Origin of the sequence: Leeuwenhoekiella sp. ZYFB001, from assembly GCF_011784865.1 — a bacterium.
Classification (GTDB): Bacteria; Bacteroidota; Bacteroidia; order Flavobacteriales; family Flavobacteriaceae; genus Leeuwenhoekiella; species Leeuwenhoekiella palythoae.
The window spans coordinates 2,391,333-2,415,696 of the sequence record NZ_CP050460.1 but is presented as its reverse complement, the minus strand read 5'-3'; the positions used below and the strand labels follow the sequence as shown (position 1 = coordinate 2,415,696).

Sequence of the window (24,364 nt, the reverse complement as noted above, 5' to 3'; positions counted from 1 at the left end):
TTAAGATACGATTTAGTTTAGAGTAGAAGAAACACGTTATACTTGTGTAAACCTCAAAATTTATCGTTCATTTTAAGAAAATTGAGCGGTGTCATCACGGCGATCGATGCATTTTTATAATCTTTAATATTCCTTGTTATGATCGCGTTTAAATCTTGTATAACCAATGCAGAAGAATATTGAATAGAGTCCTCATAATCTGAAAAATCATTTTTTAAGGCTTGAAAAATCTCTTTTTTAGTTGTACCTATAATTTCTGTCATTTCGGTAAGCAGAGCCACTACCTCTAGAGTTTTCTTGTGGCCTAGAAAGCGTCTAACTATGTCATAAATATTGTTGATGCTGATTGCAGATACGTATAAAGTTAATTTTCCTTGTTCACTCAGTTCAAAGAGTTCACTTGCCGGATTTGCGTGAGGTTCTCGATCGGTAAAAAAGTCAATTATAACGTCTGAATCAATAAAGAGTTTATACATCGTATTTTTTTGATAATTCTTCGGTTAACAGTTTTTTATAGTCAAGATCGTTTTCACTCTTGATGATGCCTCGTAACTTTTTTACTCGTGGAGATAATTGATTTTCAGAAAGTTCAATTCTTTTAATTGAGAGGAACTTAAAATAATTTTCAACAATTTCAGAAACACTTTGCCCACGTTCTTTTGCATATTCTTTTGCAATTTTGATAACCTCTTTTTCTATAGTCAGTGTCAATTTCGTATTCATAAGACAGTCTTTTTATCAAAGATACGTGCTAGAACTATAATTAACAATACGTGTAGATGCTAAAATGAAAGGAAGTTTCTCATTTATAGTGTATTATTCGCTTTCTATTAATTTTTCACTGTATTGATAAATTCTTAGGCATAATGGCATGAGGCTTCCTCGATTAAACGTATTTAACGTGTGCATCATAGTACTGCTAGATATAGTTTATTTCATTATACTAAAAAGAAATGGCCGTCAGTTGCGAGCTTGACGACCATTTACACACACAAATAATTATTGTTTACGCTTTATGAGCAGCGTTAAGAGGTTTAATACTCCAAGGCTTGACCTGAGGGAGTTTATCTAAGTGTACTAGTTTACGTGCTCAACGGAGCAGCTTTAGTTTGATAAAATTTACTGAAAATTAAAAACAGGATTCCGCAACTTATCCAGGCCGGTAAGGTTAGGAAGGATAAGAATACATCATACTGCACCGAGATGAAATAAAATACTCCAAAGCTTAATGCCCAAGCGCCGAATACCGCCCAATTGAATTTTACTCCTGTTTTTTCAGCATAAAAAGGTTGAATTCCTGCAGTTTTTCCAAAGAAATGATCGAACACGATTATTGCTCCAATAGGGGCAAGAATGAATCCGTAAAGTGCCACGAAGCCTAATAATTTCATCGCAAAAGCTGGGAACAAACCTGCAATTGTGGCCACAGATCCCGCAAGAATGGTTACCCAAAATGTAGAAACTTTAGGCATAATGGCTTGAAATGCGAGTCCGGCGCGATAGATTGTTGGGTTTGCAGTCGTCCACCCCGCAAGGATCACGGCAATAATCCCGAAGATTCCAATCGCATTATTAGCTAAAGGGCCGGGAGCTACCGATGGTGCTTCGCCACCTGCCAGCATTGCTTGTGCTTCGGGAGATTTAAGATATACCGCATATAACAAGGCTGCTGAAATCCAGGCAACATAATGCCCGATGTAGATTCCGCCGGCGGTCGTCCAGCCTGCGCTTGGTTTTTTCGCAAAGCGGAAAACAGAGAGGTCAGACATCCCAATGTGCATCGCAGCATTAGCAAACCACGACCATAGCACAACGTGCCAGAACGTATATTTTATTTGCCCCGGAAAAGGTTCGCTACCTTCTCCCCAAATATTCCAAAAGTCGGTAAAGCTGTGTACATCTAACTGAATCAACGCCACCACGCCACAAGCGATAAACGCCAGCACGATCACCGGAGACATCCAGTTTGCTGCTTTTGCAACGGTTTGATATCCTTTTGCAGCAATTAAGGAAATCACAGCACCAATAGCGATCACAATGATCACCCAAGTAAGACTGTTAGGAGTGGTATCGGTGAGTTTGGGCATTTCCATATCAAATGGAATCCCAACGGCTGTAGCCGATACCGTGATCATCGCCCCGGCAAGGAAACAGAAGAGTACACCATTAGCGAGATTGTAAGCGGTTACTAAGCGTTTTCCGCAGATTTTTTCAAGGTGGAAATACAGCGTGTATCGAAACTTGGTTCCGATCTCTGCCGTTAAAAAACGCCAGCTCAACACCGCCATTAAGTTCCCAATGAGTAGCCCAACGATAAGGTCAAAAGCGCTTACTCCCGTAGTAAGGAATAATGGACCGATTACAAATTCGGTACCTGCAGCGTGCTCTCCGGCGTACATACCTAAAAATGCCTTCCAACTTTGTAGTCTGGATTGAGGTACCGCCTGGCGTTCAAATTCACCACCGGCGATTTCCTCTATAGTTTCTTCTTCTTGATTGTATTGCGACATAGTTAGGAGGTTATTAAATGTTTGGGTAGATCTTCAACGCGCTCACACACCAATTGATCCATCACTTGTTTGAATTGAGTTTTGAGCATCCCGATGGTATGCTCACCGCCTTTGTTACCTAAAGCGCCACAGCCGTACATAAAGGAGCGCCCCATAAAGGTGAATTTTGCACCGCAAGCCATCGCACGAGCGATATCTGGCCCAGAGCGTAAACCGCTGTCCATCATCACTTCAATTTGATCCCCGTAAGTGGCTGCGATTTCTTTTAACGAATTGATCGTTGATTGCGCAGCATCTAGTTGGCGGCCACCGTGATTAGAAACGATGATTCCGTCAAAGCCCATTCTTATGGCGTCTTGAGTGTCTTGTAACGATTGTACACCTTTAAGCACCAATTTTCCCTTCCAGCGATCGCGGATGGGTTTTATTTTTTCTTCGTTGAGTTTTCCTGAAAAAGTACGGTCCATAAAAGCGCCCAGTTGTTTCAGGTTTAAACCTTCAGGCGTGTAGGGTTTTAAGTTTTCAAAGGTGGGTTGACCGTGTTTAAGCGTGTTAAATGCCCAAGTAGGTTTACCCAAAATCTGCATAATATTCCTAGCAGACATCTTTGGCGGAAGTGCGAGTCCGTTTCTAAAATCTCGTGGTCTGTAACCAAAAGTAGGTACATCACACAGCAACACTAAAACCGGACAACCGGCAGCTTCGGCTCGATCTATAATGTCGTTGCGCACCGCATCTTCAACAGGATTATACAACTGAAACCACGCATTTCCTTCGGTGAGTTCGCTGGCCTTTTCAATATTCATGGTGGTCACCGTACTCAGAATAAACGGAATGTTATTTTTATGCGCTGCCTTAGCCAAGATCGCGGGTGAGTTAGGCCACATCAGTCCTTGTAATCCCACCGGAGCGATACCAAATGGCGCGTCAAATTCCATCCCAAGTACTTTGGTCTTCGTTGAGCTTTGTCCGTAATTGTTGAGGTAACGCGGCTGTAGTTGTACATCGCGTATTTCTGAAGTGTTGCGTTGTATGCTTACATCTTCATTACAACCACCATCCAGATATTCAAAAGCAAAGGCAGGAACGCGCTTTTTTGCTCTGGAGCGTAAATCATCAACCGATGGATATGCAGTGTCAAAGGAGTTAGCCATAGTGTTTATTTAGCGATGAAAGGAATATGCTTTTTCATCGAATAATTTTTCTTTAAAAATTTAGAGTTCAGTTGGGTGTCAGAGATACAAATCGCTGCGCCTAAGGCAGATCCCAATGAAGAATCTGTAGTGCGCAATTCCATAGTTCTGAAATGATGCGATAACAAATGAATATAAATATCGTTATCGCTGAAACCACCGTCAACAAAAAGTTTTTCGATAGTCATATTTCCTTTGGCGCTTTTAATACTCTCTACTTGAAGCAGCACGAGTTCCATCATTAAATGATGATAGGCATCCTCAAATGAGGTATAACGCAAATGGGTTTCTTCAGGCATTTCAGGATCGTCAATTGATTCCCATTTAAATAGCTTTTCAAATTCTTTTACGATCTCGTAATGAATCTCGGGATCAAATTTTACCGTCTTGTGATAGTCTTTGTCTACGCCGTAGTGCTCAGTGAGCTTTTTTACTTGAATGCTGTATTCATTTCCTAAGAACAGCCGGGCCGATTTAACCGGTTTACCATTGATGCGCATATAATTGATACAATCATCTGCTACATCTTTTTTGCTCAATGTGCGTTCTACAAACGGATTTAACGCAATACTCCAGGTTCCCGTAGAAATCAAAATAAATTGATTTTTAAGACTGCGTACATACGGGAGCAAAGCCGCAGAACTGTCGTGAATACCCACGCCAATTTTAATACGCTTACCGTTATAATTCATATTGATACTAGTTTCGGTAGAAACGATAGGCGGGAGGATCTGATCTAAGTTTTCGGCATAAACCCAATCGTGATAATCTCTTTTTTCGAAATCCCATAGCGTGGTATGACAACCTATACTGGTGTACTCGCTCAGCGGAATTCCTGTAAATACAAAACTTAAATACTGCGGAAGGTGTAATGAATATCTGATTTTCTTAAAAACTTCCGGCTTGGTATTTTTCAACCAGTAGAGTTGCATTCCGGCATTGAGCATTCCGGAGCTAGAAGAACCTGTTTTTTGATGAAAATCTTCTTCAGGACCGTATTTCTCGTAAAAGCTGTCAATAATTTCCTGCGGAATCGATTTCGTATAATTATACAGCGGGAAAATTACATCGCGGTTCTCATCGAGGTGTACTAAGCTAGCCCCGTATGAAGAAAAGTTGATGGCTTTGATATCATACTTTTCAGTTTTGAGTATACGGTCAAAAACGGTTTTTAACCAATCGCGAAGTGCTGAAAGATCTTCGGTAGGATGGCCGTCTTCATCTGTGATTTCATCAAACTGAACGTATTCGCGATAAACCTCTTGAAATTCAGCATCAAAAAGAAAGAATTTTTTATTGGTTTTCCCTATATCAAATACTGCCGTAACTGTTTTCTTCATCTACTCTTGCTTGCAGTTTATAGCCCTGTAGCTACTGTGTTTTTTCCTCTTGTTTTAATAAGTGCATCACGTACTCCTAGATCGCGGTAGGCCGCAATAGGATTCAGTGCACCGCCGGTTTTTAGACGTGCCTCCTGAACTAATGGTCGTACATCGGTGCGGTATGCGGTTTGTAAAATCTCCTGACACAAGGTAACATCGTTATTTTCCTGAGCAGCTCGTAAAGCATCTTGATCGATCAAGAGTGCTTTTGCATAGGCTTCCTGAATCGCTTCAAGCGATTGAATCAAATCTTCAAGCGGATCTTTAAGGTTGTGGCTTGCATCGATCATCCAGCCCAATTCCGGGTTTTGTGGATTGTTTTGCATTCCGTAAACCAACTCGTTAAAGATGAGGAAAAGTGCATAAGGTTTGATGCTTCCTACAGTGATATCATCATCACCATATTTACTGTCATTAAAGTGAAAACCTCCAAGTTTGCCTTTCAGCATTAAGATGGAAACAATTTGTTCAATATTCGTGTTTGGAAGGTGGTGTCCTAAATCTACTAAGGTATACGCGCGCTCACCACAACCATTGGCAAGCATTAGCGACGTTCCCCAATCTTGAATAACGGTACTGTAGAAGTACGGCTCATAAGGTTTATACTCGATAAACATTTTCCAGTCAGCCGGCATATCTTCATAGATCGAGATCAAGCTATTTTGGGTATGCGTTAGTGCAGTCTGAAAGTTGTTTTGCCCAGGAAAAGAAGCCCCGTCTGCTAACCATACGGTCAAGCTTTTTGATCCTAATTTATTTCCAATTTCTACCACTTCTTTATTGTGTGCAATCGCTTGCTCACGTACCGCAGCACTGGTATTACTTAGCGAACCGTATTTATAGGTTTCCTTTTGATTTTTTTGATCCTGAAAGGTGTTGCTGTTTACCGCATCAAACTTGATCTTGTTAAGTGCAGCAAGTTCTTTGATCGCATTGTAATCTTCCGGTACATCCCAAGGAATGTGTAATGAGACAGCTCCTGCCGTTTGTGTTAGCTTATGAATAAGCCCGATGTCTTCAATTTTTTGTTCTAAAGAAGCAGGTTCTCCTCCATAAGAGAATCTTCCAAAACGGGTTCCGCCGGCACCTAATGCCCAACTGGGAATCGCCACTTGAAAATCGGCTAGTTTTTTAATAACCTGATCTACATCAACGTTAGATTTCGACAACGTTTGAGTTAAGAAATCGAATTGAGATTTATGAGTAGAAAGGTTTTTTGCGTTAAGATCTTGTAGTTGTTGTGTTTCGATATTCATTGGAAGACAAATTTGGAGGATATTAAATTAACAGAAACTCCTGAGACTAGAAACAGAATAAGGAGTTTCTGATAATTAAAAACAATTCAATTAAAATTAGCGTACAAAAGCATTGGCCATACCACCGTCTACGTTGATGGTATTTCCGGTACTTTTTTGCAGTACGCCCACACAGGCAAAAACACCATCTGCAATATCATCTGGCAGGATGATCTCGTTAAGCAAATTACGTTTTGCGTAGTGCGCAGGTAAGTCTTTAACTTCGATACCGTACGCTTTTGCACGACCTTCGGCCCAAGCGCCTTCCCAGATTTTGCTACCTACGATAACACCATCAGGATTTACGGTATTTACACGAATTTTATCACCGCCTAATTCTGCAGCGAGTAGGCGTGTCATATGTTGTTGAGCAGCTTTTGCAGTACCATAACCTACGTTATTAGGCCCTGAAACGAGTCCGTTTTTACTTGCGATATTCACGATATCACCGCCTAAGCCTTGCTTGCGCATAATCGCAACACCTTCTTGAGCCATTAAGAATTGCCCTTTAACAAGTACATTCTGTAAAAGATCCCAATCTTTTTGTGTTGTATCTTCTAATGCTTTAGAAATTGCTAACCCCGCTGAGTGGATCACGATATCTACGCCACCGAAGGCTAAACAAGCTTCTTTATAGGCTTTTTTAATAGCTTCTTCACTGGTAACATCGCAAACCGCACCGGCAACCTGATCTTTTTTATAGGTCGCAACAGCTTCTTTTAAAGCTTCCTCGCTCATATCGGTAAGTACGACATTAGCACCTTCAGCAACAAGCTTATCTGCGATCGCTTTACCAATTCCGCCGGCAGCACCGGTAACTAAAGCTACTTTGCGAGAAAGCGGTTGCTCTTTAGGCATACGTTGCAATTTTGCTTCTTCAAGCAACCAATATTCGATATCGAATGCTTCTTGGCGTGGCAATGAAGTATAGCTCGTAATCGCTTCTGCACCGCGCATTACGTTGATGGCGTTGATGTAGAATTCGCTCGCTACACGTGTGGTTTGTTTATTTTTAGCAAAGCTGAACATTCCCACTCCAGGGAAGATGATGATCACCGGGTTAGGATCACGCATCGCCGGACTGTTGTCGTGTTTACAGCTTTCGTAATAGTCTTTGTATTCCTGACGGTATTGCTCAAAAGAAGGCTCTAGTTTAGCCAATACTGCTTCGGTGTCGTCAAGATCTGCGTTTTTATCTAAGTCTAGAATTAATGGCTGAATCTTAGTACGCAAGAAGTGGTCTGGGCACGAAGTCCCCATTGGAGCTAATTTTTCCAGATCATTGCTGTTGATGAATTGAAGCACCGTGTCACTATCAGTAAAATGACCAATCATACGATTTTCAGAAGAAGCGAGTCCGCGTAGGAGCGGCATTAATTTAGCGGCCTGATCTTTACGCTGATCTGCCGGTAAACTTTCGATCTTTTGTCCGCCAAAAACGCTTCCGTTTTCCTTTACCTTTTTCTCGATATAAGAAGAAGCTTTCTCGATCACTTCAAGACTATTGATGTAGCATTCGTAAGAAGTATCTCCCCAAGTAAATAAACCGTGGCTTCCTAGGACAATTCCGCGGATTCCAGGGTTTTCATTCAGGCATTTTTCCAACTGTAGACCAAGGTCAAAGCCAGGGCGCTGCCAAGGTACCCAACCCATTGTGTCACCCCAAATTTCTTTGGTGATTTTCTCACTATCTTCTGCCGCAGCAATTGCGATAAGCGCATCAGGATGCAGGTGATCTATATGTGCAAAAGGAAGTAAGCCGTGAAGTGGCGTATCAATAGAAGGTGCTTTTGAATCTAAGTCGTAAATACAATGATTAAAAAGGCCAACCATACGGTCTTCATCTTCCAGACCGCCGTAAACATTTTTAAGGTTTCTCAGGCGCTCTGTATATAAACCGGCAATTCCTTGTCGGGTTAGCGTACCTATATCACCTCCAGAACCTTTTACCCACATCACTTCGACGTCTTCATTAGTAAGCGGATCTTTTTCTATGGTTTTGCAGCTGGTATTACCACCGCCGTAATTTGTTATTCTTAAATCTGCGCCAAGGATGTTAGAGCGATACAGAAAAAGAGCAACCTGATCGTCTCCTAATTCTGCCGCTTTTTGTTCATCCCAAAGATAATCTACGTGGCTAAAAGTTTTTTCCATTTTTAGTTTGTAAAGGTTATAGCATCTGACCCAAAAATAGATGTAAACAAAAAGGATAGCATCCTGTGCTGTACTGCAACATATTTGTTTTAATACGCTAATCTTTTGATTAGTTTTACAAAACACAAACAAACACACGCTTCTTATCTATGTCTCAAAATGTAAACATTAGTATTAATGAAGATTCTCGAATACCCAAATACAAGCAGATCGTTGACTCTATAATTAATGATGTAGCGAAAGGAAAATTAAAGATTGGGGAGAAAATTCCATCTATAAATGAACTGAGTGAATCTGCTTATTTAAGTAGGGATACTGTTGAAAAAGCGTACAAGATTTTAAAAGAGCGCAAGGTGATCATTTCGGTGAAAGGGAAAGGCTACTATACCGCTAAAACCGAATTGATTTCGCGTATTAATGTGTTTTTCCTCATCAATAAGCCCAGTTCTTATAAGATGATGATCTTTAATCACTTTGTGAACACTTTAGGCGTAAATGCGCACGTAAACTTGTATATCTATCACTGTGAAGAGTCTCTGTTTGTAAATGCTATTGAGAAGAATCTTGGCGCTTATAACTATTACGTTATCATGCCGCATTTTAAAGACAATGATCTCAATCACATAAGTTTTACGCCCGAAGTCTTAAAAGCAATTGAGCTAATTCCTAAAGATCAATTGCTAATGGTAGATAACACCAAGCCTGAGATCAAGGGTAATTATGGTTCTATCTATCAGGATTTTAAAGAAGATATTTTTAACGCGCTCAAAGAAGGAATGGATAAGCTTAAAAAGTACGACAAGCTTATTCTAGTTTATCCTGAAAAACTCATTCACCCGTATCCAAGACGTATTATGCACGGCTTTAAGCAATTTTGTATGCAATATGATTTTGAGTACGAAATTCTCAACGAGATCTACGATGATATGGATTTTGAAAGTCGCGATGTTTACATCACGATCGAGGAAATGGACTTGGTAAATCTTGTGCGTCAGATACGCGAGCGCAATCTGACTATGGGTAAAGATATTGGCGTGATTTCTTACAACGAAACACCGTTAAAAGAATTACTAGGTATCACCGTGATCAGTACCGATTTTAAAGCGATGGGCGAGACCGCCGCCTATATGGTCCTTAAAAACAAAAAAGAAAAGGTCAAAAACGTATTTAAATACATTGAGCGCAACAGCGTTTAATATTAATTGTAAAATATACGTTTATCATAACAGTACAGGATAGCTTATTAGGTTAAGAATTGTAATTTTCATTTTTATTGGCGAGGCCAAAGGGTTTAAGACGCCGTCCCAATAGTTATCGGGATGCCTCGAAATTGAAAATTTGTTTCCAACTAATGCCTCACGGGCTTGCCCTGAGATAGTTTACCCAAAACGTGTTATGTATAAAATTTTTCAAATGCTTGTTTTGATTGTGGTTTCAATGCAATCGATTGCGAGCCAAACGAACACTCATTATTTTGACTTCGGAAGGAAGGCAACCCAGGCTGATGCGACTTTCATTGCAACAGCACTTCCTTATACTCCTGCTTCGGGTTATGGTTTTGATCTGGGTACTGCCTATCGGGTAGCAATGCAAGAAGAAGGGTTTAAAGCCACAATGCCGGTGTATTTTTCTGTAGATCTTCCTGAAGGAAATTATAAAGTCACTATAACTTTATCAGGAAAAAACACCGAGATGACAGTTAAAGCCGAATCAAAACGGCTCTTTCTAGCGCAAGAACGTATCGCCTCATCAAAGGCAGCTATTCAAACCTTCACGCTTAGCCTTTTTAATAAAACGATCGAGCCCGGTTATGATGTTGGACTAAAAGAGCGCGAACTGGCCAAATTAGATTGGGATAAGAAGTTAACGCTCGAGTTCTTAGGGAGCAGTACTGTACAATCAATAAAGATCGAACCGGTAAATCAGACAAAAACCTTGTTTTTAGCGGGGGATTCTACAGTGACCAATCAAGATGTGGAACCTTGGGCTTCTTGGGGTCAATTTCTAACGGCCTATTTGAACGAGGAGATCGCTGTCGCCAATCAAGCTTCATCAGGTGCTTCCCTGGCGTCTTTTAGAAGTAGTAGAATCGATAAGATCTTAAGTCAATTAAAAGAAGGCGATTTTGTAGTGATCGAGTTTGGTCATAACGATGAGAAGGTAAAAGGAGAAGGCGCAGGAGCATACGGCCTCTATACTTCAATAATGACCGATTTTATAAAACGGATTAAAGAAAAAGGCGGTACTCCTATCTTAATTACGCCTACACAACGTCGTGCTTTTGACGGGAAAAAATTAAAACCTACACACGGTGAGTTCCCTGATGCAATGCGTAAAGTTGCTCAAAACGAAGCGGTGGCATTAATAGATCTAACCAAAATGACGACCAAAATGTACGAAGCCTGGGGCCCGCAATTATCTCGTAAGGCTTTTGTACAGTATGCCGCAAATATGTTTCCGGGGCAGCGGGAAGCTTTAGAAGATAATACGCACTTCAGCAATTTTGGTGCTAATGAGGTTGCGCTGGCGATCCTAAGCGGTCTGCGCAAAAGCGATTCTGAACTTAAAAACTATATCGCTAAAGATGCACCAAGCTACGATCCTGATAAACCCAATCTTCCTGAATCGTACACCCTTCCTTACAGCAGTTTGTTTGAATCCCTAAAACCTGACGGAAATTAAAATTTAACCCAGTTGTTTATGAACCTTAAAACACGCATACTTTCAGTTTTTTTACTGGCAAGCAGCACGTTTATCTGTGCGCAACAAACCCATAAAATAATGCTTTCGGGGCCTGATTTTGAACATCCTAAAACTTGGGATTTTAAAGTTTCAGAAGGAAATAACAGCGGAAAATGGTCTACCATTGAAGTTCCTTCGCAGTGGGAATTACAAGGCTTTGGCGAGTACACGTATGGTCGCTGGTATAAAGAACTGGAGCAGGATGAACCCAGTAAAGAAGAAGGCTTTTACAAACTTGATTTTGAGATGCCTGCTTCAGTAGAGGGACAGGTTGTGACCATTCATTTTGGTGGAGTAATGACCGATACCGAAGTGAAAATAAATGGGGAAGTGGTAGGGCCGAAGCATCACGGCGGTTTCTATGAGTTTGAATATGATATTACTGAGTTTCTAAATTTTGGGGACGACAACCTACTCGAAGTGCACGTCTGGAAGCATTCTGAAAATAATACCGTAAACAACGCAGAGCGAAAGGCAGACTGGTGGCTCTTTGGCGGGATTTACCGTCCGGTTTGGCTCGAAGTAAAACCACAAACACATATAGTTCATATCGCAGTTGATGCGCAGATGAACGGGAGCCTAAAAGCTGTTCTGGATTTAGCGAATCCTTCAGAAAATCTAAAGATTCTGGCTTCCTTGAGTCCGTTAGAAGGGAATGAAACTTTTGAGGTAAAAACCATTGACCTCATTGCCGAAACAGAACAAACCATCACTACACAATGGAGCACTGTAAAACCTTGGGATCCAGAAAATCCTAATTTATATACGTTAAAACTTCAATTACAGAAAGACGGGAAAACCGTGCATGAAGTTTCAGAACGCATCGGTTTTAGAACTTTAGATTTTAGAAAACGCGACGGAATTTACCTAAACGGAACTAAGCTCGTGATGAAAGGGATTAACCGCCACAGCTTTTGGCCGGAAGGTGGCCGTAGTACCAGCAAACGCATCAGCGTGATGGATGTAAACCTGATCAAGGATATGAATATGAATGCAGTGCGTTTTCATTATCCGCCTGATGATCATTTTCTTGCCGTGTGTGATTCTTTGGGGCTTTTGGTGCTAGACGAACTCGCCGGCTGGCAGAATCCGTATGATACAGAAACCGGCGAACAATTGATCAAGGAGATGGTAGATCGCGACGTGAACCATCCTTCGGTGATCATTTGGGATCAAGGAAATGAAGGCGGATGGAACTACGAACTCGACGATGACTTTGAACAGCACGACCCTCAAAACCGAATTGTAATTCACCCGTGGTCTGATTTTAATGGTTGGGATACCCATCATTACCCAACCTATTTGACCGGTGTGCATCGCTTCGGAAGTGGAGAAAATGTGTTTTTCCCTACTGAATTTATGCACGGAACTTATGACAACGGGATAGGAGCCGGACTCAAAGATTTCTGGGAACATTATAGCGAAAGTCCGTTGTTTGCCGGTGGATTTATGTGGGTATATAGCGATGAAGCCGTGCTGCGAACCGACTGGACCGGTGAGGAGAAATTTGATTCTAAAGGCAACCTTGCTTCCGATGGTGTTTTAGGTCCGCATCGCGAGAAAGAAGGCAGTTTCTACACGGTGAAAGAAGTATGGTCGCCAGTACAATTTCAACCGAAAGCAATCACAGAAACCTTTGACGGAAGTTTTCTTGTTACCAATGCGTATTTATTTAGCAACCTAAACACCGTAACGATGAATTACAGGGTGATGGAAGCCGGAGCGGGAACAATGTACAACCCCAATACCAAAGCCAGGGTTGTAACTTCTGGAGCTATCGATCTTCCGGATGCTGTACCCGGTGAAACCCGAAAGGTCACAATGCCGGTAGCAGCTGATTTCTTTAAAGGAGATTGGCTGGAGATCACCGCCACAGATCAACACGGGCGCGAGATCTATACCTGGACGTGGGCGATACATAAAGCAGATTATTTTGCTGATAAGTTGATCTACCAAGAGGCTGTCAAGAAATCGGCTAAAGCTACACAAGATGAAAATCTGGTCACTTTAAAAAGTGATGAGGTCACCTTAAAACTGAATACACAAACCGGTTACATCACAGAGGTGAACAGTCAAAAACGTAATATACCTTTTGTAAATGGTCCTAAGCCTATTGGGATGAAAGCTGAGGTTGAAAAAGTTACCTTAACTCAAGAGGGGAAAAATGCGGTTTGTAGAATTGACTACAACGGCGGGATAGATCATATCACCTGGACGATGTATCCTGATGGTCGGGTGCATATGAAAATGATCGCGCTTAAAAATGCAGGCCGAAACAGTGGTTTTGACGGGGCATTTTATGAAGGCGATATCGACAAATTTGGAATCACTTTTGACTTTCCAGAAGAAGGAGTTGAGGGAATTACGCTTTTTGGCCGCGGACCATACCACACGTGGCGCAACCGCTTGCAAGGAATTGAATACGGTATTTGGGAGAAAGAATACAATACCACCATTACCGGAGAAAGTTTTGAAAATTTAGTTTATCCGGAGTTTAAAGGCTTCTATGCAAATTTCCTTGCCGGAAATCTTCAAGCCGGGAAAAACAGCTTCAAAGTATTTAGCGAAAGCGATAAATTATTCCTGCGCTTATTTACACCAGATGAGGCACAAAATGGCTTTAGAGGCAGTCATTTTCAGCCCTCATTTCCTCCGGGGAATATCTCATTTATGTATGAGATTCCGGGGCAACGTGCCTTTAAACCTTTATCGCAACAGGGACCTAGTAGTCAGCCTTCAAACATTAGGATCAAGAGCGGCGACGATGGGATCTCTATGAAACTTTGGTTTGACTTTAGAACAGATGTAGACTTAAAATAGAATTAGATATGAGAATAGTTTCAGCATTTTTAGTGCTTTTTTCAGCAGTGCTTTTTACAAGTTGTGATACTGCACAAGCTCAAAAACCCACCGTCTATTGCGTGGGAGATTCTACCGTAAAAAATGGTAGCGGTAAAGGAGATGGAGGTCTTTGGGGCTGGGGCGATTACATCGGTCAGTTTTTAGATACTACAAAAGTTTCTGTCGAAAATCACGCCTTGGGCGGAACCAGTAGCCGCACTTTTCAAAGTAAAGGGCTTTGGCAGCCGGTTTTAGACAGTTTGCAAAAGGGCGATTATGTTTTGATTCAGTTTGGGCATAACGATAGCGGAGCGCTCAACGACGATTCGCGCGCTCGAGGGACTATCAAAGGAATTGGAGAAGAAACTAAAGAAATAGACAATATGCTTACCGGTGAACACGAAGTGGTGCACAGTTATGGCTGGTACATTCGTAAAGTGGTTACCGAAGCAAAGGCGAAAGGAGCGATACCTGTAATTATGGCACCAATCCCCCGTAACGACTGGATGGATGGACAAGTGCCCCGCAACGATGAGAGTTATGGCGGTTGGGCAAAACAAATCGCTGAAGAAGAACAGGTGACCTTCATCAATCTTAACGATAAAATGGCTTCGGAAATGGAGCAGCGGGGCGAGGATCAAGTTACCGGTCATTTATTTTACAAACGCGATCACACGCATACTTCGGCTAAAGGAGCGGTTTTAGCAGCCTCATTGATCGCAGAAGGACTTCAGGAAAGTGATAATTCTTTAAAAGAATATGTGCTTGAAAATCCTGAGATCACGCTTCCGCGAAAGCGTAATTTATTCATCATTGGAGATTCTACCGTAGCCAATAATGGTCAGGATGGGAAAACCGGCTGGGGCGTTTATCTTCCGCAGCATATAGACACCACAAGAATGAATGTATATAACAAAGCGCGTGGGGGAAGAAGCAGCCGTACCTTTCGTTATGAAGGACTTTGGGATGAAGTAAAAGAGCGATTAGAACCCGGAGATTTTGTACTGATGCAATTTGGTCATAATGACGGCGGACATGTAGATCAGCCTAAATATCGCGGTTCTTTAAAAGGAATGGGCGACGAAACGCAAGAGGTGCAGCGCGACAGCACAGGTGTTGAAACTGTGCATACGTATGGCTGGTATATGAAGAAATACATCAAAGAAACCGAAGCTGCGGGAGCAACACCAATCGTGTTGAGTATGATTCCTCGCAACGAATGGCCTAATGGAAAAGTGGAACGCCCCACCGAATCTTATGTGAAATGGGCGAAAGAAGCAGTGGATGAAGCTGGCGGTTACTTTTTAGATCTGAATGAAACCGTTGCTCAGAAATATGAAGCGATGGGTAAAGAAAAAGTGGCCGAATTTTTTCCTGATGATCATACCCATACCAATCACGCGGGAGCACAATTAAATGCGCTCACGGTTGCAGAACTGATTGAAGGATTGCGCAAATCAGACTTGCGGGATTATGTGTTTATCGCTTCTGAAGAATAGAATTCGATGTTAAGAATTAATAACAAAGCCCGGTGTTTCCGGGCTTTGTTATTTAGGAGATACGTTGATCGCTATTTACATATTCAGAAGGTGTCATTTGAAACTGTTTCTGAAAGTTGCGACCAAAACTCGTAGCCGAATTGTAACCTACGATTTCTGCCACCTCATAAATTTTATAATTCTCCGTTTTTAGCAATTCAGCAGCTTTTTTAAGACGGGAAATATTGATGAGTTCATTCGGACTCAAATTAGTGATTTCGGCGATTTTTCGGTATAAAGTAGACCTGCTCATATGCATAATTTCGGCGAGGGTTTCTACATTGAGATTAGAATCTGCCATATTATTGGCGATGGTATCGTCTAGTTTTTTAATGAATGCGTCGTCCGTTTTCGTGTTGGCCATACTACGCATATGTGCAAGCGGGGAAGTAGCGTAATGCTCCATAATATGCTTGCGGTTCTCGATTAGATTAGCCACTTGCTTTTTTAAGAAATCTACCGAAAATGGTTTTGCAACATACGCATCAGCACCAGATTCAAGGCCTTCTATTTTAGCCGAAAGTGCATTTTTTGAAGTCAGTAGAATTACCGGTACGTGACTGGTTTCAATATTGGTTTTAATTTCTCTACAGAGCGTGAAGCCATCTTTGACTGGCATCGCAATATCACTGATAACCAAATGCGCACTGTGTTCTTTGAGCATTTGAAGGGCGATCTCTCCGTTAGGAGCGGCATAGATTTTATAAGCTTCCTGCAATTCTTTAGTGACAAATTCGCGTAAATCCTGATTGTCTTCAGCAACGACAATAACAGGTTTTGTAGCAGCGGAAGCTTGTACAGGTTTTTGAGGAATTAAGGGAGTTTCTTCGGTGGTAGCAGGATGGTCGTACAGTTCAAAATGCTTTTTCTGGTGTAGCGGAAGCTCAACCACAAAAGTGTTCAAACCATTGTCTAACGTTTGAAGTTTTAGGCTTCCATCGTGCATTTCACTCAGCGAGTGCGCTAAGGATAACCCTATTCCGGTGCCGGCTTGCGTAGCACCTTCCGAAAGACGATAAAAAGGTTCAAAGATCTTATTCTTCATCGATTCAGGGATCAGGTAACCGTCGTTTTTTACAGCGATCTTAAAGTGTTGCCCGGCTTTTTCCAAGCTTAGATATATATGCTTTTCCCCATATTTGATCGCATTGCTTAAGAGATTACTCAATATCTTTTTGAGGGCTTCGGGATCCACGAAGGCAATAACCTCATCTTCCAGGTCCAGATGAAGTTCCATTTCTTTATCGTTGATCGCTTCGGTAAATCTGCTTTGTGTTTTTCGTATCAGTTGGCTCACGTCGGTCTCCACAAAACTGAGACTCATTTTTTCAATTTCGGTCTTCCTGAAATCTAAAAGTTGGTTGACCAGATTAAGAATACGATTGGTATTCTTGTTCATTATTTTAAGGTTGTCAGCAATCTCAGGATAAATGTCTTTGTACTTGAGGATTTTTTCTAACGGACTCTTGATCAGTGTGAGTGGCGTGCGTATCTCGTGCGAAATATTAGTAAAAAATTCAATTTTTGCCTGATACACTTCCTTCTCCTTTTTATCATTGGCCTGCTTAATTCTTCGGTTGTTTTTACGTGCTAGGTATAAATGATACACCCTAAACGCCGCAGCAATACAGAGCACAGCAAACAAAATATAAAGGGCAAAAGCAAGTTTGGTTAAATAAAAGGGCGGCAAAATCTCGATGTTCAGGGGTTGGCTTTCTTGGCTCCAAACGCCGTTGCTGTTTTGAGATTTGATGTGTAAGGTATATTCACCCGGATTCAATTTTGTGAAATGCACGGTGTTGTTAGTTCCCAGCGAAATCCATTCTGTATTTAATCCTTCCAGTTTGTACCAGTATTTCGTAACCTCGGGAGCGGTATATTCTAGAGCTGCAAAGTCAATACTGAATGAAGAATCTTCCGGCTCAAGAACCAACGTATTAAGGGTTGCAATGGATTCCGGAAGTATGTCATCTTCAGGATTTACAGCAACCTCTTTGTTATTGATGTGTAAACCTGTTAAATAAAGGGGAGCGTGGTTGTTATCTTTTATAAGGCTTGAAGGATCAAAGCTGACCATCCCGTTGACGCTACCGGTATAAATACGCCCGGATGGATTTTTATAAATGCTGTTGTAATTAAACTGATTACCCAGCAATCCTTGCGCTTTAGTAAAGGTTTGAATATTTTCAAAATTACTGTCAAATGCTGTGAGACCGTTTGCTGTAGTAGCCCAAAGTTTCCCTGAATTATCTTCTACCACCGCATAAAATACATTGCTGGGGAAACCTTGCGCGGTAGTAAACACGTTGAAGGTTTTAGTGTTTGGGTTGAACAGGTTGAGGCCGTTTTCGGTAGTGACCCATAAACGTTGGGAATCATCTTCAAAAATTCCATTGATGTGATTGTGGCTTAGGGTGTTACCCTGTGCGTTTTCTTCTTGAAAATATCCTTTCTCTTCGGTTTTTGGGTTAAAAAAATAGAGTCCGTCCCAATACGTGCCTGCCCATAGGACACCTTTAGAATCCTGAATAAAAGAGGTGTAATGGTAATTTTCGGGGAAAGCGTCACACAACACAAATTGGTCTTGATCAGGATCGTAATACTTCACGCCGCGTACCGTAGCTGCGTAAATTTTTCCGGAAGTCGTTTTAACCAGTGAGAAAACAAAATTGTTACGCGCCTTGCCTAAAGTTCCCACTTGATAATGCTTAAGCACCTTATGGGTATTAATATCAATAACGTCAATCCCGTTATCAAAGTAGCTCACCCAGATCTGATCGCCATCCGGCATTAACGCGTGAATGTTGTGATGCGTAAGAATTCCGCCGGACTCTTTTGATTTAAAATTGGTAAACGTATCAGTTTTGGGATTGTATTTGCTGAGACCATTATCTTCGGTACCAATCCAAAGCATACCGTTTTGATCTGCTTTTATTTCGCGCACCGCGTTTCCAACTATAGAATTCTGTGCAGGTTTCGGGAAATATTTGGTAAAAAAGCGCGAGGCAGGTGCATAATAGTTGATTCCGCCAAAATACGTCCCTGCCCAAACCCCGCCACTGCTGTCAACCGTCAAGGTATAAACCGCATTGTCTGAAAGCGCGTAGCGATCGCTAATATTCTTTTTAAGGTTAGTATACGCCTTTGTTTTTAGGTTGAAGATGTGCACGCCTGATTCTGAAGCTACCCAGAGTTCGTCTTCATTTTTAAGCGTAAGATCGTGTATGTAAAACGGATTAGCTACCGGAAGCAGGCTCGTTGTTTTTTTGGTTTTGAGGTCAAAAGAGAGTACTCCATAATTGTGCGAACCAATCACTATCGTATTGTCGTCTAACATCAACAAAATATTGATGTTAAAGGCCGAAAGCTCCACGTCTGGCATATAAAAACCTAAAGATTCAAAGGATTTCTCCTCTGGGTTGAAGCGATACAATTGATCTAAACCGGCAGCAACAATGCCACCTTCGGGCGTTTCTAGAAGTTCAGAAGCTATAAAATAATTACTGGGCGGAAAGTCTTCGGTTTGCTTTGTGGCGATGTTATATTTATAAATAGTACCGTTACCGATGTACCAAATGTTTCCTTCAGCGTCGTGCTCCAGATCCTGAATGATGATATCTTCGGTTCCCTCAAGTAACGTAAAATTCTCAAGTTTATAATCGTATCTAAAAAGGCCATTATCGGTACCGGCATAAATATGACCATCATATTCTAAAAGCGATTCTACGTAATTGCCTAATAGGTGTTTTTGATCGTTGGGTTTATTCTGAAAACGTTTGAATGCATAGCCATCAAACCGATTGAGACCATCTTTAGTGCCAAACCATAAAAAGCCCTTTGAATCCTGAAGCGAGGATAAGACCGTATTGTGAGAAAGACCATTTTCTACCGTGTAATGCTCAAAATAATAGTCCTGACCCAACACGATCTGGACGAATACTAAGAGAAAAAGAGTGGTGTGTTTTAAGTATTTCAAAACCTTAAGATTTATGGGTTAAAAGATACAGCTATCCCTACAATAATACAGTTCAGCATCTCAACATATCGTCTCACTATCCCGGTATTTTTTAGAATAACGCCGAAATTGAATGGATTTAATAGCAAATTGATACGAAATCTTGACAAAATTAGGAGATTCTATAACGTACTTTGAATTGCAAATTTTTGGAATCTTTTAGAATTACAACGTTGTAAATTTTAGAGATCCAAGTTTAAATCTTTTATTTGAAATGAAAAAAATTAGAGTTTTAGCCATTTTGGCTTTTGTTACGACCACACTCACGGCGCAGTGGAAGCCTGCCGGAGACAAGATCAAAACCAAATGGGCATCGCAAATTGATGTGAATAATGTGCTACCAGAATATCCACGCCCAATTATGGAGCGCGATGCTTGGCAAAACTTAAACGGGCTTTGGGAATACAGCATTGAGAAAAAGGGAGCAGCTGCTCCAAAAAGTTTTGACGGAAAAATATTAGTGCCTTTTCCTGTAGAGTCGAGCCTTTCTGGTGTGATGAAAGAAGTGGGTGCAGATCAAGAAGTGTGGTATAAACGCAGCTTCAGCGTTCCTTCAGATTGGAATAATAAAGCCGTTTTACTGCATTTTGGTGCGGTTGATTGGGAAACAGAAGTTTGGTTGAATGGAGTGAAAATAGGTTCGCATACCGGCGGGTTCACCCCATTTTCATTCGATATTAGTCCGTTTTTAAAGAGCGGAAAGCAAGAGCTCACCGTTAAAGTTTGGGATCCTACAAGTGATGGTCCTCAACCTAGAGGGAAACAAGTAAAAAATCCTGACGGTATCTGGTACACTCCGGTAACGGGAATCTGGCAAACGGTGTGGTTAGAGCCGGTGAGTAAAAAACATATAGAGGATGTGCGTACGACTCCAGATCTTGATCAAGGTACGATCTCTTTTGAAGTTGCTGCTGCGGGAACTGCGTATGGAGATGTTGTAGAGATCACAATTCTTGATGGTTCTAAAACAGTATCTACTACAAAAGCTGCGGTGGGCGAACCAATTGTTATTGCTGTTCCTGATGCGAAGTTGTGGTCTCCGGAATCTCCGTTTTTATACGATACTAAAATCGCACTTCTTGATAACGGTAAAGCTCAAGATGAGGTTGAAGGCTATTTCGCAATGCGCAAGATCTCTAAGAAAAGAGACGATAAAGGCATTATGCGTATGCAGTTGAATAACAAAGATTATTTTCAGTTCGGTCCGCTTGATCAAGGTTGGTGGCCTGACGGTTTATACACCGCACCAACTGATGAGGCGCTTAAATATGATATCGTTAAAACCAAAGAATATGGGTACAATATGATACGTAAGCACGTGAAAGTAGAGCCTGCACGCTGGTATACGCATTGTGATCGTTTAGGAATTTTAGTATGGCAAGATATGCCTAACGGTGATAACTCGCACGACTGGCAAAATCGCGATTACCATAAAGGAAACGAGTTTGAGCGTAGCGCTAAATCTGAAGCGATCTACCGCAAAGAGTGGAAAGAAATAATGGATTATCTCTATTCGTATCCAAGTATCGTGATCTGGGTGCCCTTTAATGAATCTTGGGGACAATTCAAGACCGTTGAAATTACAGATTGGACTAATGAATACGATCCTTCGCGCTTGGTGAATTCCGCTAGTGGAGGGAATTTCTTCCAAACCGGTGATATTCTGGATTTACATCATTATCCTGCACCTAATATGTATTTGTACGACGCCAATCGTGTGAATGTAATAGGAGAGTATGGAGGAATCGGACTTCCTTTGGAAGGACATCTTTGGAAAACCGGAAACAACTGGGGGTATGTGAAATTCAACAATTCTAAAGAAGTTACCGATGAATATGTAGACTATGCTGAAAAGTTGAAAGAACTTGTAAGCGCCGGATTCTCTGGAGCGATCTACACACAAACTACTGATGTAGAAGGTGAAATCAATGGCCTAATGACCTATGATCGCGAGGTTGATAAGTTAGATATCAAGCGAACAAATCAAATCAATACCGAAGTGATTAATGCTCTTAACGAATAAGCACATGTTCACCAAGTAAAGCTCAAAATCAGGATTTTCTAAAATGAGAATCCTGATTTTTTCATTTGAAAAGAATACATTTACAACAAAAGTAAAACGTTTTAGTTTTGAATTATGTTACATAAATTAAATCCTTTCCGTATAAAAATCAGCCTAATTGCGGGTTGTTCCTTACTTTTTATCAATTGCAAAAACAACGATACTGCAGGTGAAGCTTCATTTTCAGAGACACCTGAAAAACCCAATATTGTAGTGATTATGGCAGACGATCTTGGTTTTTCAGATCTGGGCTGTTATGGTGGTGAAGTAGATACGCCGGTTTTAAACGGTCTTGCAGAAAATGGCTTACGCTTCAACGCGTTTTATAATACATCAAGATGTTGTCCTTCTCGCGCAGCATTACTTACCGGGCAATATCCGCATCAGGCGGGAATAGGCCAGATGACAATGGATCGTAACCTTCCGGGATATCGCGGTCGTCTTGATGAACAAACCGTAACCTTGGCCGAAGTTTTAAAAACTGCCGGTTATCAAACCGGAATGGTGGGGAAATGGCACGTTTCACCTACAGAAGATTTGGGCGGGAATGAGCAATTGGAATGGTTAAACCATCAGACAGAAAAAGAGACTTTTTCAGATATAGATACGTATCCTACTGCGCGTGGTTTTGATAAATACTACGGAAACATTTGGGGGGTAGTAGATTATTTTGATCCGTTTGCGTTGGTTAATGGTACAGAGCCCGTAAAAGAGGTTCCAGAAGATTTCTACTATACCGATGCTATTGGCGATTCTGCTGTAGCTTATGTAGATCATTTTGTAAAAGAAGAAAAGCCTTTCTTCCTTTATGTGGCCCATTGCGCACCTCACTGGCCGTTAATGGCACCTGAGGAAGAAATCAAGAAATACGAGCATGTGTATGACGAAGGCTGGCAAAAAATCAGAGAGGAGCGCTATAAAAAACTCATTGAGAAAGGGATTTTCAAAGGAGACACGACCAAACTTTCTGAGTTTATGTTTCCCGACTTAAAGTGGGCAGAAAATGAAAATGAAAACTGGGATTCTCGAGCGATGGCGGTTCACGCAGCAATGATTGATCGTATGGATCAAAACATCGGGAAACTCATTGACAAGTTGGAAGCAACCGGCCAACTTGATAATACCGTAATTATGTTTATGTCAGACAACGGAGCAAGTTCAGAGCGTCCTTCTCAATACGGAATTGGTTTTGACCGCCCTTCAGAAACACGTGATGGTCGCGAAATTCATTATCCTGTAAAGAAGAGCGAAGAACATCTTCCGGGACCTGAAACGGTGATGTCTGGTATTGGTGCCGTTTGGGCAAACGTCGCCAACACGCCGTTTAGATATTGGAAGGCACGTGTTTATGAAGGCGGAATCACTTCGCCCTTCATCGTACACTGGCCGGCAGGAATTAAAGAACAAGGTGCTGTAAAATCGCAAGCAGCACATATCATAGACATTATGCCTACCTTACTGGAGCTTTCAGGAGCGACTTATCCGGAGAAATTCAATGGAAATACCATCGACCCATATATGGGAGAAAGTATGGTTTCGGCTTTTACAAATACAGAAGAAGCACCGATTAATGAAACGCTTTTTTGGGAGCATTTTGGCGCAGCAGCTTTACGTCAAGGTGATTGGAAACTGGTTAAGCTGGACGGTAATGCAGATTGGGAACTGTATAATCTGAAAGAAGATCGTACCGAAATGAATAATCTGGCAGCAAAATATCCCGAGCGTTTAAAAGCGATGCAAGAAGAATGGAATGCGATGGCCAAGGCAACAGATGTTTTTCCGAATTAATTTGATACAATTTTAATTATGAAAAGTTTACACCAACTCGTTTTAGGACTGTTTTTACTCACGTGTACCTTTACGTACGCCGGTAAACTAGAAACGGTAATCACCCACAGTGATGTGATGGATAAGGATATTAAAGCGATGGTGATCACGCCAGACGACTACAATGCTTCAAAAAAATATCCTGTGGTTTATTTGCTCCACGGTCATTCCGGTAATTATACCGAATGGCCCAAAAGAGCTCCTAAGTTAGAATCGTATGCAGATGAATATCAAATGATTTTTGTTTGCCCTGACGGAAATTATAACAGTTGGTATTTTGACAGCGAGGTAAAACCAGAAAGTCAGTATGAAACTTACATAGCTGAAGAATTAGTGGCGTTCACAGATAACACCTACAGCACCATAAAAGACCGAAGCGGGAGAGCGATCATCGGTTTGAGTATGGGCGGTCACGGTGCGCTTTATCTTGCTTTTAAACATCAAGATGTTTTTGGCGCTGCGGGTAGTATGAGTGGTGGCGTTGACATCACACCCTTTCCTAACAACTGGGAGCTTTCAGAATATTTGGGTACGTATGCTGAGAATCAAGACCGCTGGGAGCGTAATAGTGTGATCAATATGACCTCATTATTAACGCCCAATGCGTTGCAAATAATGATCAGTTGTGGGACTTCAGATTTCTTTTATGATGCCAATGTAAAACTCCATGATAAACTGGAATATATGAATATTCCGCATCGATTTTTAACCACGCCCGGCGGTCATACCTGGGATGTTTGGCGAGATGCGATCAAGTATCATCTGGTTTTTTTTGATTCATTTTTTAATCCTGTAGAATAATTTC

General features: G+C 41.4%; 15 protein-coding genes. 7 read left to right on the top strand and 8 right to left on the bottom strand.

Translation table 11 applies throughout. The features are described from left to right. Positions 1-53: 53 nt before the first annotated feature. From HCN54_RS10355 to HCN54_RS10325, 7 genes are all read right to left on the bottom strand, one after another. Positions 54-476 (bottom strand): type II toxin-antitoxin system VapC family toxin, encoded by a 423-nt coding sequence (locus HCN54_RS10355; RefSeq protein WP_167597737.1) that lies wholly within the window; start codon positions 474-476, stop codon positions 54-56. Further along, positions 469-723, bottom strand: a complete 255-nt coding sequence (locus tag HCN54_RS10350; protein ID WP_167597736.1) for a DUF6364 family protein — start codon at positions 721-723, stop codon at positions 469-471. The genes HCN54_RS10355 and HCN54_RS10350 overlap by 8 nt, the downstream gene beginning before the upstream one ends. A 359-nt stretch (positions 724-1,082) precedes the next feature. Further along, positions 1,083-2,510, bottom strand: coding sequence for a purine-cytosine permease family protein (locus HCN54_RS10345; protein WP_167597735.1), 1,428 nt, complete (start codon positions 2,508-2,510; stop codon positions 1,083-1,085). A 2-nt stretch (positions 2,511-2,512) separates the two neighbouring features. After that, the gene (locus HCN54_RS10340) at positions 2,513-3,664 is read right to left on the bottom strand and encodes an alpha-hydroxy acid oxidase (RefSeq protein WP_167597734.1); all 1,152 of its coding nucleotides are present in this window, start codon (positions 3,662-3,664) and stop codon (positions 2,513-2,515) included. 5 nt (positions 3,665-3,669) lie between these two features. Continuing rightward, the gene (locus tag HCN54_RS10335) at positions 3,670-5,043 is read right to left on the bottom strand and encodes an FGGY-family carbohydrate kinase (RefSeq protein ID WP_167597733.1); all 1,374 of its coding nucleotides are present in this window, start codon (positions 5,041-5,043) and stop codon (positions 3,670-3,672) included. A gap of 17 nt (positions 5,044-5,060) precedes the next feature. Further along, positions 5,061-6,341: a sugar isomerase gene (locus HCN54_RS10330; RefSeq protein WP_167597732.1), complete on the bottom strand. Its 1,281-nt coding sequence runs from the start codon at positions 6,339-6,341 to the stop codon at positions 5,061-5,063. A gap of 96 nt (positions 6,342-6,437) precedes the next feature. Beyond that, on the bottom strand, positions 6,438-8,534 hold the full coding sequence (locus HCN54_RS10325) for a bifunctional aldolase/short-chain dehydrogenase (RefSeq protein ID WP_167597731.1): 2,097 nt from the start codon (positions 8,532-8,534) through the stop codon (positions 6,438-6,440). A gap of 149 nt (positions 8,535-8,683) precedes the next feature. On the opposite strand from HCN54_RS10325, the gene HCN54_RS10320 reads away from it, so the two are divergent. The 4 genes from HCN54_RS10320 (at position 8,684) to HCN54_RS10305 (ending at position 15,616) form a co-directional block, all read left to right on the top strand. Continuing rightward, positions 8,684-9,730, top strand: a complete 1,047-nt coding sequence (locus HCN54_RS10320) for a GntR family transcriptional regulator (protein WP_072980149.1) — start codon at positions 8,684-8,686, stop codon at positions 9,728-9,730. Between the two features lie 199 nt (positions 9,731-9,929). Then, positions 9,930-11,216, top strand: a complete 1,287-nt coding sequence (locus HCN54_RS10315; protein WP_240924860.1) for a rhamnogalacturonan acetylesterase — start codon at positions 9,930-9,932, stop codon at positions 11,214-11,216. Positions 11,217-11,234: 18 nt separating this feature from the next. Continuing rightward, on the top strand, positions 11,235-14,096 hold the full coding sequence (locus tag HCN54_RS10310) for a glycoside hydrolase family 2 TIM barrel-domain containing protein (protein WP_167597730.1): 2,862 nt from the start codon (positions 11,235-11,237) through the stop codon (positions 14,094-14,096). 8 nt (positions 14,097-14,104) lie between these two features. Continuing rightward, positions 14,105-15,616: a rhamnogalacturonan acetylesterase gene (locus tag HCN54_RS10305; RefSeq protein ID WP_167597729.1), complete on the top strand. Its 1,512-nt coding sequence runs from the start codon at positions 14,105-14,107 to the stop codon at positions 15,614-15,616. Positions 15,617-15,668: 52 nt separating this feature from the next. Here the strand turns inward: HCN54_RS10305 and HCN54_RS10300 are convergent, their stop codons facing one another. Further along, positions 15,669-19,631 (bottom strand): two-component regulator propeller domain-containing protein, encoded by a 3,963-nt coding sequence (locus tag HCN54_RS10300; protein WP_167597728.1) that lies wholly within the window; start codon positions 19,629-19,631, stop codon positions 15,669-15,671. Positions 19,632-19,884: 253 nt separating this feature from the next. Here HCN54_RS10300 and HCN54_RS10295 point away from each other — a divergent pair, with 253 nt between their 5' ends. The 3 genes from HCN54_RS10295 to HCN54_RS10285 all read left to right on the top strand — a co-directional run bounded on the left by HCN54_RS10295 (position 19,885) and on the right by HCN54_RS10285 (position 24,360). Beyond that, entirely contained in the window at positions 19,885-21,693 is a 1,809-nt protein-coding gene (locus tag HCN54_RS10295) for a glycoside hydrolase family 2 protein (RefSeq protein ID WP_167597727.1), read from the top strand. Between the two features lie 114 nt (positions 21,694-21,807). Further along, on the top strand, positions 21,808-23,520 hold the full coding sequence (locus HCN54_RS10290; RefSeq protein ID WP_167597726.1) for an arylsulfatase: 1,713 nt from the start codon (positions 21,808-21,810) through the stop codon (positions 23,518-23,520). A gap of 18 nt (positions 23,521-23,538) precedes the next feature. Further along, positions 23,539-24,360 (top strand): alpha/beta hydrolase, encoded by an 822-nt coding sequence (locus HCN54_RS10285; protein ID WP_167597725.1) that lies wholly within the window; start codon positions 23,539-23,541, stop codon positions 24,358-24,360. Positions 24,361-24,364 lie beyond the last annotated feature (4 nt).

Excerpts from the sequence above, each read along its gene's own strand:
- HCN54_RS10295 (WP_167597727.1), top strand. The coding sequence starts at position 19,885 with ATGAAAAAAATTAGAGTTTTAGCCATTTTGGCTTTTGTTACGACCACA.
- HCN54_RS10350 (WP_167597736.1), bottom strand. The coding sequence starts at position 723 with ATGAATACGAAATTGACACTGACTATAGAAAAAGAGGTTATCAAAATT.
- HCN54_RS10320 (WP_072980149.1), top strand. The coding sequence starts at position 8,684 with ATGTCTCAAAATGTAAACATTAGTATTAATGAAGATTCTCGAATACCC.
- HCN54_RS10355 (WP_167597737.1), bottom strand. The coding sequence starts at position 476 with ATGTATAAACTCTTTATTGATTCAGACGTTATAATTGACTTTTTTACC.
- HCN54_RS10330 (WP_167597732.1), bottom strand. The coding sequence starts at position 6,341 with ATGAATATCGAAACACAACAACTACAAGATCTTAACGCAAAAAACCTT.
- HCN54_RS10335 (WP_167597733.1), bottom strand. The coding sequence starts at position 5,043 with ATGAAGAAAACAGTTACGGCAGTATTTGATATAGGGAAAACCAATAAA.
- HCN54_RS10345 (WP_167597735.1), bottom strand. The coding sequence starts at position 2,510 with ATGTCGCAATACAATCAAGAAGAAGAAACTATAGAGGAAATCGCCGGT.
- HCN54_RS10340 (WP_167597734.1), bottom strand. The coding sequence starts at position 3,664 with ATGGCTAACTCCTTTGACACTGCATATCCATCGGTTGATGATTTACGC.
- HCN54_RS10285 (WP_167597725.1), top strand. The coding sequence starts at position 23,539 with ATGAAAAGTTTACACCAACTCGTTTTAGGACTGTTTTTACTCACGTGT.
- HCN54_RS10305 (WP_167597729.1), top strand. The coding sequence starts at position 14,105 with ATGAGAATAGTTTCAGCATTTTTAGTGCTTTTTTCAGCAGTGCTTTTT.
- HCN54_RS10315 (WP_240924860.1), top strand. The coding sequence starts at position 9,930 with ATGTATAAAATTTTTCAAATGCTTGTTTTGATTGTGGTTTCAATGCAA.
- HCN54_RS10325 (WP_167597731.1), bottom strand. The coding sequence starts at position 8,534 with ATGGAAAAAACTTTTAGCCACGTAGATTATCTTTGGGATGAACAAAAA.
- HCN54_RS10290 (WP_167597726.1), top strand. The coding sequence starts at position 21,808 with ATGTTACATAAATTAAATCCTTTCCGTATAAAAATCAGCCTAATTGCG.
- HCN54_RS10310 (WP_167597730.1), top strand. The coding sequence starts at position 11,235 with ATGAACCTTAAAACACGCATACTTTCAGTTTTTTTACTGGCAAGCAGC.